The organism is Leifsonia sp. 115AMFTsu3.1 (genome assembly GCF_004362795.1).
Taxonomy (GTDB): Bacteria; Actinomycetota; Actinomycetes; order Actinomycetales; family Microbacteriaceae; genus Leifsonia.
The window spans coordinates 295,574-308,203 of record NZ_SNYB01000001.1 but is presented as its reverse complement, the minus strand read 5'-3'; the positions used below and the strand labels follow the sequence as shown (position 1 = coordinate 308,203).

At 70.3% G+C, this 12,630-nt stretch carries 16 protein-coding genes; 9 read left to right on the top strand and 7 right to left on the bottom strand.

The window, feature by feature from the left end; genetic code table 11:
* Positions 1 to 134 precede the first annotated feature (134 nt).
* Positions 135 to 407: a hypothetical protein gene (locus AXZ95_RS01620; protein ID WP_018189245.1), complete on the top strand. Its 273-nt coding sequence runs from the start codon at positions 135 to 137 to the stop codon at positions 405 to 407.
* A 62-nt stretch (positions 408 to 469) separates the two neighbouring features.
* Here AXZ95_RS01620 and AXZ95_RS01615 read toward each other — a convergent pair whose 3' ends face one another.
* Positions 470 to 1,588, bottom strand: coding sequence for a trypsin-like peptidase domain-containing protein (locus AXZ95_RS01615; RefSeq protein WP_018189244.1), 1,119 nt, complete (start codon positions 1,586 to 1,588; stop codon positions 470 to 472).
* Positions 1,589 to 1,702: 114 nt separating this feature from the next.
* Here AXZ95_RS01615 and AXZ95_RS01610 point away from each other — a divergent pair, with 114 nt between their 5' ends.
* From AXZ95_RS01610 to AXZ95_RS01595, 4 genes are all read left to right on the top strand, one after another.
* Positions 1,703 to 1,921 (top strand): hypothetical protein, encoded by a 219-nt coding sequence (locus AXZ95_RS01610; RefSeq protein ID WP_018189243.1) that lies wholly within the window; start codon positions 1,703 to 1,705, stop codon positions 1,919 to 1,921.
* Positions 1,922 to 2,009: 88 nt separating this feature from the next.
* Positions 2,010 to 2,192: a hypothetical protein gene (locus AXZ95_RS01605; protein ID WP_018189242.1), complete on the top strand. Its 183-nt coding sequence runs from the start codon at positions 2,010 to 2,012 to the stop codon at positions 2,190 to 2,192.
* Positions 2,193 to 2,295: 103 nt separating this feature from the next.
* On the top strand, positions 2,296 to 2,520 hold the full coding sequence (locus AXZ95_RS01600; protein ID WP_018189241.1) for a hypothetical protein: 225 nt from the start codon (positions 2,296 to 2,298) through the stop codon (positions 2,518 to 2,520).
* Between the two features lie 124 nt (positions 2,521 to 2,644).
* Positions 2,645 to 4,924, top strand: coding sequence for a LuxR C-terminal-related transcriptional regulator (locus AXZ95_RS01595; RefSeq protein ID WP_018189240.1), 2,280 nt, complete (start codon positions 2,645 to 2,647; stop codon positions 4,922 to 4,924).
* 73 nt (positions 4,925 to 4,997) lie between these two features.
* Here AXZ95_RS01595 and AXZ95_RS01590 read toward each other — a convergent pair whose 3' ends face one another.
* Together AXZ95_RS01590 and AXZ95_RS01585 are read right to left on the bottom strand one after the other, a co-directional pair.
* The gene (locus tag AXZ95_RS01590) at positions 4,998 to 5,558 is read right to left on the bottom strand and encodes a sigma-70 family RNA polymerase sigma factor (RefSeq protein ID WP_018189239.1); all 561 of its coding nucleotides are present in this window, start codon (positions 5,556 to 5,558) and stop codon (positions 4,998 to 5,000) included.
* Positions 5,559 to 5,661: 103 nt separating this feature from the next.
* Positions 5,662 to 6,717, bottom strand: coding sequence for a UDP-N-acetylglucosamine 2-epimerase (locus tag AXZ95_RS01585; RefSeq protein WP_018189238.1), 1,056 nt, complete (start codon positions 6,715 to 6,717; stop codon positions 5,662 to 5,664).
* Positions 6,718 to 6,807: 90 nt separating this feature from the next.
* Here AXZ95_RS01585 and AXZ95_RS01580 point away from each other — a divergent pair, with 90 nt between their 5' ends.
* On the top strand, positions 6,808 to 7,092 hold the full coding sequence (locus AXZ95_RS01580; protein WP_018189237.1) for a GNAT family N-acetyltransferase: 285 nt from the start codon (positions 6,808 to 6,810) through the stop codon (positions 7,090 to 7,092).
* On the opposite strand, the gene AXZ95_RS01575 is transcribed toward AXZ95_RS01580, so the two are convergent.
* From AXZ95_RS01575 to AXZ95_RS01560, 4 genes are all read right to left on the bottom strand, one after another.
* Complete coding sequence (locus tag AXZ95_RS01575) at positions 7,052 to 7,423, bottom strand: hypothetical protein (RefSeq protein WP_231374297.1); 372 nt, start codon at positions 7,421 to 7,423, stop codon at positions 7,052 to 7,054. The two genes, AXZ95_RS01580 and AXZ95_RS01575, sit on opposite strands and share 41 nt — an antisense overlap.
* 58 nt (positions 7,424 to 7,481) lie before the next feature.
* A complete protein-coding gene (locus tag AXZ95_RS01570; protein WP_018189235.1) occupies positions 7,482 to 8,531 on the bottom strand; it encodes a biotin/lipoate A/B protein ligase family protein in 1,050 nt (349 codons plus the stop codon).
* Positions 8,532 to 8,584: 53 nt separating this feature from the next.
* A complete protein-coding gene (locus tag AXZ95_RS01565; RefSeq protein WP_018189234.1) occupies positions 8,585 to 8,812 on the bottom strand; it encodes a hypothetical protein in 228 nt (75 codons plus the stop codon).
* A 156-nt stretch (positions 8,813 to 8,968) separates the two neighbouring features.
* Positions 8,969 to 9,844 (bottom strand): alpha/beta fold hydrolase, encoded by an 876-nt coding sequence (locus tag AXZ95_RS01560; protein ID WP_018189233.1) that lies wholly within the window; start codon positions 9,842 to 9,844, stop codon positions 8,969 to 8,971.
* 72 nt (positions 9,845 to 9,916) lie between these two features.
* On the opposite strand from AXZ95_RS01560, the gene AXZ95_RS01555 reads away from it, so the two are divergent.
* The 3 genes from AXZ95_RS01555 to pip are packed head-to-tail and all read left to right on the top strand — an operon-like array spanning position 9,917 to position 12,620.
* On the top strand, positions 9,917 to 10,348 hold the full coding sequence (locus tag AXZ95_RS01555) for a MarR family transcriptional regulator (RefSeq protein WP_018189232.1): 432 nt from the start codon (positions 9,917 to 9,919) through the stop codon (positions 10,346 to 10,348).
* A gap of 5 nt (positions 10,349 to 10,353) precedes the next feature.
* Positions 10,354 to 11,652, top strand: a complete 1,299-nt coding sequence (locus AXZ95_RS01550) for an MFS transporter (RefSeq protein WP_018189231.1) — start codon at positions 10,354 to 10,356, stop codon at positions 11,650 to 11,652.
* Positions 11,653 to 11,675: 23 nt separating this feature from the next.
* Positions 11,676 to 12,620, top strand: a complete 945-nt coding sequence (gene pip, locus AXZ95_RS01545; protein ID WP_231374295.1) for a prolyl aminopeptidase — start codon at positions 11,676 to 11,678, stop codon at positions 12,618 to 12,620.
* Positions 12,621 to 12,630: the final 10 nt, after the last annotated feature.

Sequence of the window (12,630 nt, the reverse complement as noted above, 5' to 3'; positions counted from 1 at the left end):
CCACCGGAGCGCCCCCTATGGGCCTCCCTTTCGGAGTGGCTCGGCCCGCTCGTCGGGTATCGAACCGGCCGGGCCGCTCCGTCACAACACACCGCAACGTGCCGACGAGAGGACGCGACGACGAGATGAGGCTGATGCACTGGAATCCGCGGGAGCGTGCCGCCGGGCTCGTCAGCGTGACGACCGATGGATGGCGCGGCGAGATCGTCACGCCCCTGATCCCCCGCGACCCCACCTCGCCGCTCCGTTCGGCCCTCCTCAACGAGCGGGCCGAGCGCCTGGGCGAGCTCCGCATCCTCGACTTCCGGGTCTACGACACGGTACGCGTCGAGGAGACCGGCCCGGGCGACAGCTACCGGATCATCGACCGGTTCAAGATCGCGATCGGCGTCGAGCGCCCCGCCTGAGCCGCTCAGCCCGCTCGCCCGCTCAGCCGCTCAGCCGCTCAGCCGCTCAGCCGCTCAGCCGCTCAGCCGCTACCGAGAGTCACGGTGGTGGTCTGGCGTCGGCCGTCCCGCACGTAGACCACGTCGACACCGTCGCCGGGTTTGCTCGTGAGCTGGATCGCCGTGAGGTCGTCGACGCTGCCGACGGGCCTGCCGTCGACGCGGGTGATCACATCTCCGGCCCGCAGGCCTGCCTGCTGCGACGGTCCACCGGGCGTCACCGACTGCACGTACAGTCCCGGCTGGTCGTTGTCGCCTTGGCCGGGCTGGATGGGGGTGACCGAGATCCCGAAGATCGGATAGGTCACCTTGCCGGTCGAGATGATCTGCTGCGCGATCGGCATCGCCACCGCCTGCGGGACCGCGAAGCCGATGCCGACGCTCCCGCCGCCCGCTTCCCCGGAGGCGCCGGGAACGGTCGCGATGGCCGAGTTCACTCCGATGAGCCGGCCGTCGCAGTCGACGAGCGCGCCCCCCGAGTTGCCGGGATTGATCGAGGCGTCGGTCTGGATCGCATCCGCCAGCACGGCGTTGCGGTCGCTGTCGCTCTGCACCGGGACCGTGCGACCGAGGGCGCTGACCACTCCGGTCGTGACCGTGCTGGAGAGGCCCAGCGGAGCGCCGAGCGCGACCACCGGCTGGCCGACCTTGAGCGTTGTGGAGTCCCCCTGCTTGATGACGGGAAGTCCGCTGGCCTCCACCTTCACCACGGCGATGTCGGCGCGCGGCGAACGCCCGACGAGCTTCGCCGGGTGAGTGGTCCCGTCGTTGTAGAGGACGGTGATCTTCGCGCCCTCCGCCGCGGGGGCGATGACATGGTTGTTGGTGAGGATGTAGCCGTCGGCGGAGATGATCTCCCCGCTGCCGGTGCCGCCTGACCCGTCGCCGGCGACCACCCCGATCGTCACGATCGAGGGGAGCACGTCGCTCGCGATGCGTTCGGCGTCGCACACCGACGCGGACGACAGCGAAGCGGACCGGGCCGGCGCCATCCCGAGTGTCGATGCACCCGAGCGGAGGGTGAGACCGCCGAGCACGCCCGATCCCAGCAGGATGACCGCGCCCAGCACGGCGAGCAGCACGGTCGCCCACACCGGGAACCGCCCGGGTCGGTCCGTCCTCTTCTGGTCGGTCGACGTCATCTCTCGCGCCCCCTCGCTTCTGTTCGGGGTCATGGTGTCTCGACCGGTCGAGAGCTGGATAGACAGTTGGGTCGAGAGCTACGCCACGAGGGACGCGAGGACTAATGTGAACGCATGGATTTCGGCGACGATGTGTTCACCGCATTCCTCGTGCACCCCGACCAGCCCGGGCTGGACCGGTCGATCGACCTCCCAGTGCTCGAAACGCATCCCCCTGTCCGCGTACGCATCCCGGCGGACCAGGCGATGGAGGTCTACGAACTGGTGACCGCGGACGATTGGCCTCGCGAGGCGATCTACCGGCACGTCGGCCGCGAGTCGTCTGCCTCCTGACCACTCGATGGACTAGCGGAATCGCGTGGGTTCACGTCAAGCTACTTCTCGACGCCGGTCGATGTGCGACGGGGAGGGGTGGGGTGCGGTGAACGAGGACGCGAACGCCTTTCCGGAGCCGGGATCACCCGGGTGGATGCGCGTGCAGGGCCACCCCGACGTCGCCAGGATGGAGGTCGTCGGCCGCACGATACGCGTCCGGCTGGTCTCCGGCGTCGAGCTGGAATGGCGGCGCGACGACGATTCGGTGGACGACCGTTCGCACGCGTGACTTTATGGAAAACAGCTAGTCCCCAACGAACGCTCGAAGGTGCATCATGGCCACGCCGCCATCGACGGGTCCGACTCCCGCCGGGCGGGAGGAGGCACAGAAGATGGCTGACGAATTCGACTACATCCACCCACCGCACCCTCCGCGCCTCCGTGAGCATGTCGGCCTGATCCGCTGGACCCACGACTCCGAGGGCGGGTGGGTGACGGAGACCGTCACCGGCCAGTTCGCCGGGGGCGACTCGCAGCGCTGGCTGCTTCGGCTCTACTCCGGAGTCGAGCTCGAATACGACCTGGAGACGTGGGCGCCGTATCAGCCACACCTGTGACAGCTGTCTTTCGAGCCGTACCCGCTCCTGACACCATGCGAGACGTAACACCCAACAGGGGCGTCGGCTCATGGATCAGACGACGGTCAGGGCCGGCGCCCCGCCCCGGCTGACGGGGGTCGGTATGCAGACATCGAACTCCACGCACGGGCTCCCCGTGCGCCTGGACCCGATGGTCGGGCGTCGCGAGGAGGTTTCGCTGATCCGCCGCCTGCTGCAGACCTCCACCCGTCTGGTGACCGTCACAGGAACCGCCGGCGTGGGGAAGAGCCGCGTCGCGATCGCGGCCGCGGAGTCGCTGCGGCGCTCGGTGTCGGGCGTCTGGTACGTGGATGTGCGCGGTCGCGGGCAGGATGTCGCACTGGCGGTCGCGCAGGAGCTGAAGGTCGATCCGGGCGACGACGCCCTCGGCGCCGTGATCGCCGCGATCGGCGACGAGGACGCACTGCTCCTGATCGACGACGCGGACGAGGCCGTGGCCGAGACCTCGGCGGTGATCGACGCCCTCCTCCTGACGTGCCCGGGCGTGCGAGCCATCGTGACCTCCCGCGAGCCGCCCTCCTCCACCGCGCAGGCGCTCGTGGCGATCGGCCCCTTCGCCCACCACGACTTGACCGCCAGCAGCGACGCCGTCCGGCTGTTCGCGGATCGCGCCGCATCGGGTGACGCCCTGTTCTCCGTCGACGGAAGCACGTTGCCGGAGGTCGTCGCGATCTGCGAGGCGACCTACGGCGTCCCGCTGGCGATCGAGCTGGCCGCCGCGCAGCTGCAGTTCATGGATGTGCGGACGCTCGCGAGCCGCATCTCCCACCAGCTGGACACCCTGGAGCCGGCCGCGGCGGAGTCCCGGTCCCTCCGCGCCGCCGTCGAGGACAGCTGGGATCGCTGCACCGAGACGGAGCGGCGCGTCTGGTCGGATCTCGCGGTCCTGGCCCCGGGCTGGGATCTCGATCTCGGAGAGGCCATGGCCGCCCTCAGCGCCGCGACCCCGAGAGATGCGAGCGCCGCGCTCAAGCAGCTCATCCGGCGTTCGGTGATCCATCGCCGACGCGTCGAGGGGGATGTGCGCTACGAGCTGCTGCCCGCACTGCGGGAGTTCGGGGCCGAGCGGGCGACGCATCCACAGGACGCCCAGGGGCATTTCGTGTCGTGCATGCTGCTGCGGTTGCACGACGCGGAGGACAACTGGTTCAGTGGCCGCCAACGCGAGATCCTGCAGCGGCTGCGCGGCGACATCGCCAATATCCGCCGGGCGGTGTCGACGGCAGCGGCGCTCGGCGACGCCGATCGCGCCGTCGAAGTCGCGGTGACGGCCTGGCGGCAGGCATGGATGCTGCACGGCAGCGGTGACGAGGTCGCGACCTGGCTCGGCATCGCGTTCGCTTCGGGTCGGCCGTCGCCGTTCTGGGCGGCGCAGGGGCACGCCCTCCGTGCGGCCGTCTTCGGCCAGACGGGGAAGCCGGGCCTTGCCCGCAGCGAGCTGGCCATCGCCCGCGCTGCTCTCGAGGAGGTCGCGAACGGCGACGACGCCGAGGCGGCTCAGGACTGCGCGGTCAGTGTTCGGAGCGCTGCGGAGGTCGTCGACACGGACGACAGGCGTGCGCTGGAGCTGCTCCGCATCCTGATGGACGAACTCGGCGAGGACGCCTACCGGTTCGGCCGCACGAACACGCCGCAACGTCTCGCCGCACGGCTGCACGCCCTCGGCGAGCGCGCGGAGGGCTCCCGCGTCGACGACGACATCACCGAACGCGCCCTCCTGGTCGGCGACCGCTTCGAGCGGTCCTTCGCGCTCACGACGCGGGCCTCGGCGTGCGCCGCCGCCGGTGAGTACGAGACGACCGAGGCGGACGCACGGGAGGCGCTGGTGGTGAAACGCGGACTCGGCAACGGTCTGGGGGTCGCCCAGGCGCTCGAACTGCTCGCCGACGTCGCGCGCGAGCACGCGGATCCTGCGCGGGGCGCGACCCTGCTGGGGGCGGCCGCGGCCCGATGGCGTGACGCCGGGTCGATTCGGGCCAACTACCCGCCGTACTTCTACGATCGTGCGGCGACCGAGCGGACGCTCCGTCACCGCCTCGGCTCCGAAGCATTCGACCGCGCGTTCGCCTACGGAGCGGCACTGAGCGAGGACGAGAGCATCGACTTCGCCCTGCACGGGATGGTCGAGGCCCGGACACGCACCGGCATCCCGGCCTCGGCGCGGACATCGGAGCTGACACCGCGCGAGGCGCAGGTGGCGGCTCTGGTGGCGGACGGCGCCTCCAACAAGGAGATCGCCCGGCACCTCTTCGTGTCGATCCGCACGGTCGAGACGCACGTGCAGAACGCCCTGGTGAAGCTGGGGTTGCGCTCCCGCACCGAGCTGGCGCTGTGGCATCGGGAGCAGACGCCTCAGGGATGAGCGCATCGATGAGCTCCGGGCGACCGCTCACCCGGAGGACACGGCGGCAGCGCGCGCCCTCCGGGGCGGACATTCAGGCGGCGAGGGTGAGGTCCTCGCCGGCGACACCGGTGACGGCCGCACGCAGACCGGTGCGGGCTCGGGCGGCGAGCGCGGCGGCGGCGCCGGGCGTCATCCCGAGGATCTCTGCGGCGGCGGACAGCGGCAGGCCGTGCACGCAGGTCAACAGCAGGATGCGCTGCCAGCGCTCGGGAAGGCTGCGGAACGGGTGCTCCAGCTCGCCCAGGTCGACCACCTCGAACTCGTAGACCGGATGGCCGACCTCGTCGCCGAGGGGCACGACGGTCATCCGAGCGTCGCGCGCACCCCAGGTGGCCGCGACGTTGCGGATCGCCGTACGAAGATAGTGGGCGAAACCCTCCGTCGGCCCGTTGCCGTTGCGCAGGGCGGTGAGCACCTTGGTGAAGGCCTCCTGGACGATGTCCTCCGCCTCATAGCGCGACGTCGTGCGGCGGGCGACGTGGTGTGCCCACCCCTCGTACCGGGTCCACAGGTCGGCGAAGACCGCGTGCTCGCCGCGACGGACCCGGTGCAACAGCTCCAGGTCTGTCGGACGGACGGCGCTCGCGGGCATCCTGTCTCCTCGGTCGTTCTCGGCGGACCGGCGGCGCGCCGGTCGAGTGACTCCAGGGTCCGTTGCGGACTGACGTGCGCGGCACCGCAGAACTACCGAGGAACTACCGAGATGCCAATCCCATATCGACGCGCGGCACGAAGTCCGGCCACCGCTCGCCGCGGCCGAGCAGAGCCGACAAGGCCGCGACGATCCGATCCGCTGCGCGTCCATCTCCGAAGGGGGTGGGCCGGCGCGCCATGGCGACATGACGGAGCGGGTCGGCAAGAAGCGCGGACGCCTCGTCGACGATCGTCTCCACGCGCGTCCCGACGGTGCGAGACGTCCCCGCGAGGACGCCCTCCGGTCGGTCGGTCGTCGCCGCGAGGACGAGAACCGGCACGTCGAGGCTCGGCGCCACCTCCTCCAGCTCACCGCAATCGGTGAGCACGAGCGTCGCGTCGGCGAGAAGCCGGACGAGACCGGCGAACGGCGGCAGCGGTGTCGACAGGATGTTCGGCGCCCGGCCTGCTGCGGTGGTCAACCCCGCATGCACCGCGAGCTCCGGGCCCGAGCACAGCACGAACACGTGGCCGGGAAATCGCGCCGCCAGCACGCGCACAGCGTAGCCGATCCGCTGCATCGGAGCCCCACGGTTCTCCGGCCGGTGGGCGACGACGAGCACGACGCGCCGGTCTTCCGATGCCACGGTGGCAGTGTCGGCCGACAGCACCGCGTCGACGAGGGGATCTCCGGTGACGACGATCCGTCCCTCTGGGACAGCGGACGCCAGCAGGACGCGCCGCGCGTGCTCCGTCGGCGCCAGCTGGAGGGCGGCGATCCGCCCGAGCATCCGTCGAACGGGCTCGCTCGGGAGGGTGTCGGTGACATCGCCGTCGCAGCGTCCGGCATCCAGGTGCGCAACCGGGATGCCGCGCTCGGACGCAGCCGTCGCGGCTACCAAGGCCGCTGCCGAGCCGCCGTGGACGAGCACGACGCCTGGCCGGTGCTGCTCGATGAGGTCCGCGGGATCCGCCGCAGCATCCACCGAAGGAGAGGACGGATCGGCGACGGGCACCAGGAACCCGGCCCGACTGAGCGCGTCGACGACCGGGCGCATCCGGATCTCGGAGTCCCGGCTGCCGAAGAGGGATAGGGCGACGGGAAGGACGATCGGCACGGCGGCCTCCTCTCGACGAGGGCGACGGATCCGCCCTCACCCATAGAGACGCGGAAAAGAGGCACGACCTGACGGGGTAGCGTGAGATTCATGAGCCTGAGCGTCGAGAAACAGCCGGAGCAGTCCCGTTACGCCCTGCTTCAGGACGGCGAGGTGATCGGCGTCGCCGAGTACGAACTGCGGCACGACGCGATCGTCTTCACGCACACCGAGGTCGACGAGGAGAAGCGCGAGAAGGGGATGGCGTCCACGCTCGTGCAGACGGCGCTCGACGACGTGCGCGACAACACCGACCTGCGCGTCATCGCCTCCTGCCCCTACGTGCGGAGCTGGCTCAGCGAGCACCCCGACTACGCGGAGCTGCAGAAGCGGTAGCGCGGCCGTCCTCGCTGGGGGCACGGCCCTCGGCGCGCTGGCCGTGACCGGCAGGGCCCAGGTCGAGCGTGATCTTGCCGCCCTCCCAGGCGCCGTCGCCCTTGTCGCTGGGGAGCGGTGCGGGAGCGGGCAGCAGGGACTGACGGTCCATCTCCTGCTGTGCCTCGTGACGGGCGGGCGCGAAGATCTCGTCGAACGAGCCGCCGATGGCGCCGCTCATGGTGCCCGAGCCGCGCTGCGCCTTGTTCGAGAGGTCGATCCAGCCCAGCTTCACGGCGACGACGATCAGGGCGACGAACGCCGCAATGATCCCCACGACCCACCAATTCACGCCCTCCAGGGTACCGGAGGACCTGTGCGCTGCCTGAGGATCGCCTGGCCCTGAAGCGCTACGGGACGCGGTAGAGCCACTCCTCGGTCTCGAACTTCTCGGCGACCAGCTTCTCGGCGGCGGCGTACTCGGCGTCGGTGAGGTCGCCGTCCGTCGCCCCGTAGAGGCTCTTGAAAGTCAGCTTCATCTGCTCGATGATCTCGGCGCGGCTGAGGCCGGTCTGGCTGCGGAGCGGGTCGACGCGCTTCGCCGCGCTGGTGATGCCCTTGTCGCTGATCTTCTCGCGGCCGATGCGGAGCACCTCGGTCATCTTCTGGCCGTCCATGTCGTAGCTCATGGTGACGTGGTGCAGCACCGCGCCCGAGCCCAGCCGCTTCTGCGCGGCGCCGCCGATCTTGCCGGACGGGCTCGTGATGTCGTTCAGCGGCCGGTAGACGGCGTCGATCCCGAGGGACTTGAGGGCGATGATCGCCCACTCATCCAGGAAGGCGTAGCTGTCGGCGAAGCTCATGCCCTGCACCAAGTCGGCCGGGGCGTAGATCGAGTACGTGACGACCGATCCCGCCTCCATGAACATGGCGCCGCCGCCGGAGATGCGGCGCACGACCTGGATGCCGTACTTCTTCGCGTTGTCAGGGTCGACCTCGTTCTTCACCGACTGGAAGCTGCCGATCACGACCGCCGGCTCGTCCCACTCCCAGATGCGCAGGGTCGGCCCGCGGCGACCCTCGCCCACCTCGTTGGCGAGCACCTCATCCAGGGCGAGGTGCATCTGCGGGGAGACGGCCTTCGCGTGCACGATCTCCCAGTCGTAGTCGCGCCAGCTGGTCGCCTTCGCCAGAGCGCGCCGGACCGTCACAGCGACGGCCTCCGGCGAGAACCCGAGCAGGCTGGCGCCCTCGGGCAGGGCGTCCTTGACGGCCGCCGCGATCGTCTTCGCGTCCGACTCCGCGGGCAGGCCGTTCACGGCCGCGTCGATGGCCTCCAGCGCAGAGTCCGGCTCGAGGAAGAAGTCGCCGGCGAGCTGGAAATCCGCGATCCTGCCGTCCACCACCTCCAGGTCGACGACGACGAGCTTGCCCCCGGGGACCTTGTACTCACCATGCATACCCTTACCCTACGTCCGCCCGGAGGCGGTCAGGCGGGCGGACCAGCCGGCGGTCACGCCGGTGGCGGTGTGCCTCCCGGCGGGTTCCTCGGGTTGCCCCACTCGTCGAGCTCCCGCTCCGGGCTGCGCAGGAACGTCACGCCCAGGCCGATGAGCAGGATGACGAGCAGCACACCGAGGATCACGAGGATCCACGCGAGGTCGGTGTCGTGCCCGCTGAAGTTCGCGGGGTTGTCGATCGGCGTGAACCGAGACAGTCCGCTCAGGATGTGTTCTCCCATGACGCCCTCCCGCCTACAGTGTCCGCGCACTCCCCTCCGTCGCGCTAGACACTCCCGTACCCCCTCCACTCCCGCCGTCGAGTCCGCAAAAACTGCACGCTGATCGAGCGATCGGCGTGCAGTTTTTGCGGACTCGACGGTGGGCGGAGCCTGGGGCTAGTCGCGGGCGGGGACGCGCTGGGTGAGCCAGGCGGTGAGGTCGGCGAACACCTCGGCGCGATTGGTCTCGTTGAAGATCTCGTGCCGGGCGCCCTCGTAGACGATCGTGGTGACGTCGGACAGGTGCGAGCGGGTGCGGTAGGCCTGCTCCAGCCGTCGGGCGCTGACCGGCCCGCCGAGCGGATCGTCCGAGCCCACCTGGATGAGGACGGGGAGGTCGTGGGCCAGGTTGCGGGCGGGGCGGCCGAGCAGGCGGGCGGCATCCACCATCCCGAAGAGCTTCTGCAACGGCGTGAGCGTCGTGAGCGGGTCGTCGACGAACGCCTGTGCCACCGCGGGATCGCGACTGAGCCACTCGGCGCCCGTCGTGCCGAGGTGGGCGTGCCGCTTGTTGAGGTCGCCGCCGTTCATCGACCCGAGCGCGCGGTACGCGGTGCCGGACAGCACCATCCCGTCGTACTCGTCGCTGTGACGGTTGAGGACGATCTGACCGATCAGCGATCCCCAGCTGTGACCGACGTAGACCAGCGGCAGGTCGGGGTTCTCGGCCCGGATGAGATCGCTGAAGGCGTGGACGTCGCGGATCGCCGCGCGCAGCCCGCCCGGCCCCAGCCTTCCGAGGCGCGTGGCGTCGCCCTCCCACTGCTCCATCCCGGTGCGCCCGTGGCCGAGGTGGTCGTCGGCGTAGACGGCGTACCCTGCGGCGGCCAGATGGGTGGCCAGCTCGCGGTACCGGCCGGCGTGTTCTCCGACACCATGGGCCAGCTGGATGGCGGCCGCGGACGGTGTACCCTCTGGCGTCGGCGCGTACACATCGAAATAGACGCGGACGCCGTCCTCGTCGTCGAAACTCCGGCCCTGCTCACTGTGCACGGCCCCAGTCTGGCGTACGCCGGCAGCGAAGGGGGTTTAGTTAGCCAGCCTAATTTGTTAGGCTAACTATGTATGAGCGCACGACTGTCGACCCACGATCTGAGCGGCGCACTCCGCATCGCGGTGGCGCGGCTGTCCAGGCGTCTGCGTTCCGAGAAGGAGGACCACGAGCTCTCCGACTCCCAGACGGCCGCTCTCGGCTACCTGGTGCGCGAGGGCTCGGCGACGATCGGTGCGCTGAGCGATTTCGAGCGCGTCAAGCCGCCCTCGATGAACCGCACAGTCAACCGGCTGGAGCAGGCCGGCTACGTCGCCCGCACCGCCGACGAGGCCGACGGACGCAGGGTCGTCGTCGTCCCGACCGAACGCGGCGTCGAGCTCGTCGCCGAGACGCGCAAGCGCCGGGACGCCTGGCTGCATCAGCGGCTCCGTACGCTCACCGCCGAGCAGCGCACCACCCTCGCCGAGGCCGCCGAGATCATGCGGGAGCTCGCCGACTCGTGAGTTCCATGTTCCGCTCGCTCGCCGGCGTCAACTACCGCATCTGGGCAGCCGGCGCGATCGTGTCGAACGTCGGTACCTGGATGCAGCGGACGGCCCAGGACTGGATCGTCCTGACCCAGCTCACCCACAACAACGCAGCGGCCGTCGGCTTCGTGATGGCGCTGCAGTTCGGCCCGCAGCTGCTTCTGCTGCCGGTGACGGGATGGGCGGCCGACCACCTCGACCGCCGCAAGCTCCTGATGGCGACGCAGGGAGCCATGGGACTGCTCGGACTCGGCCTCGGAATTCTCACCGTGGCCGGTGTCGTCCAGCTGTGGCACGTCTATCTCTTCGCGCTCCTGCTCGGAGTCGTCGCCGCCTTCGACGCGCCTGCCCGCCAGACGTTCGTCTCCGACCTGGTCGCCGGCCCGAACCTGTCGAATGCGGTGGCGCTGAACTCCGCCTCGTTCAACGCCGCGCGCCTCCTCGGCCCCGCGGTCGCGGGCCTCCTCACGGCGGCCGTCGGCGCCGGCTGGGTCTTCCTGATCAACGCCGCAACCTTCGGAGCGGTGCTGTTCTCGCTCGCAATGCTCCGGCGCGAGCAGCTCTACCGCACGGAGCGCGCGAAGCGCTCGCGGGGCAGCCTGGTCGACGGGTTCCGGTATGTGCGGCGCCGCCCGGACATCCTCGTCATCCTGATCATGGTGTTCCTGATCGGCACGTTCGGTCTGAACTTCCCGATCTTCATCTCGACCATGTCGGTGAGCGTCTTCCACCAGGGCGCCGGGGAGTACGGCATCCTCTCGTCGATCATGGCCGTGGGATCGGTGGTCGGCGCCCTGCTCTCCGCCCGGCGCGACCGGCCGCGCGTCTCCCTGTTGTTCGCCGGCGCAGCGTTGTTCGGCCTCGGCTGCGCGCTGGCCGCCGTGATGCCGACGTACTGGCTGTTCGCCGCAGCCCTCATCGTGATCGGCGTCTCGTCTCAGACGCTCATGACGACGGCGAACGGCACGGTGCAGATGACGACGGATCCGGTGCTCCGCGGTCGCGTCATGGCGATCTACATGGCCATCTTCATGGGAGGCACCCCGGTCGGCGCGCCGATCGTCGGTTGGGTGGCCGACACCTTCGGCCCGCGCTGGGCGATGGGCGTCGGCGCCGCCAGCGGCTTCGCGGCGGCGCTGGTCGGCGTGATCTACCTCGTGAAGTACCGCGGGCTGCGCGTCCGGTTCGCCGGTCTCCGCCCGCGGGTCGTGCTCGCGCCGCGGGAAGTGGTCCGCGAGGAGCTCGAGGAGACCGAGGCGACGGCCACCCGCACCTCCTGATCCGGATGCGGTACCGTGCGGGCATGTTCCCTGTGGTCGAGCCGTACGCGCACGGATGGGTGGAGAACCCCGACGGAGACAGCATCTACTGGGAGACCAGCGGCAACCCGGACGGTATCCCCGTCCTCTGGCTGCACGGCGGGCCCGGCAGCGGTCTCGGGCCCGGCAACTACCGCAAGCGCTACGACCCCGAGAGGTTCCGCCTCGTCGGCATCGACCAGCGGGGATGCGGTCGCAGCACCCCGTCCGTCGTGGATGCGCTCGACCGACTACCCGCGAACACTACCGACGGACTGATCGCCGACATCGAGCTGATCCGCGCCGAGCTCGGGATCGACCGCTGGATCGTGACCGGCGGATCGTGGGGGTCGACCCTCTCACTCGCCTACGCTCTGGCGCATCCCGAGCGGGTGACCGGCATCGTGCTCGGCGCGGTGACGACCACCGGTCGCGCCGAGGTCGACTGGATCACGGAGACGATGGGTCGTATCTTCCCGGAGGCGTGGGAGGCGCTCGAGCGGTCATCGCACCGCCGCCCCGGCGAGCGCGTGATCGAGGCGTACGCACGCGTGCTCGCGACGGGCACCCGTGAGGAGCGGATCGCCGCGGCCGACGCCTGGGACGCGTGGGAGTCGACCCACGTCTCCCTCGACCCGAACTTCGTTCCCGGCCCCATGCACACCGATCCGACGCAGCGGCTCGTCTTCGCAACGCTGGTGACCCACTACTGGGCCAACGACGCGTTCCTGCCCGGCGAGCGCGCCATCCTGAACCGCGTCGACGAGCTGGCCCACATCCCGGCGGTGCTCATCCACGGCCGTCACGACGTCAGCGGTCCGGTCATCACCCCCTGGCTGCTGCACAAGCAGTGGCCCGCGAGCCGGCTGATCGTCGTCGAAGGAGAGGGGCATGGCGGACCGCAGTCGTCGGAGCTGATGGCGGAGGCGATCAGTGGATTCGCGCACTGACCCCAGCAGA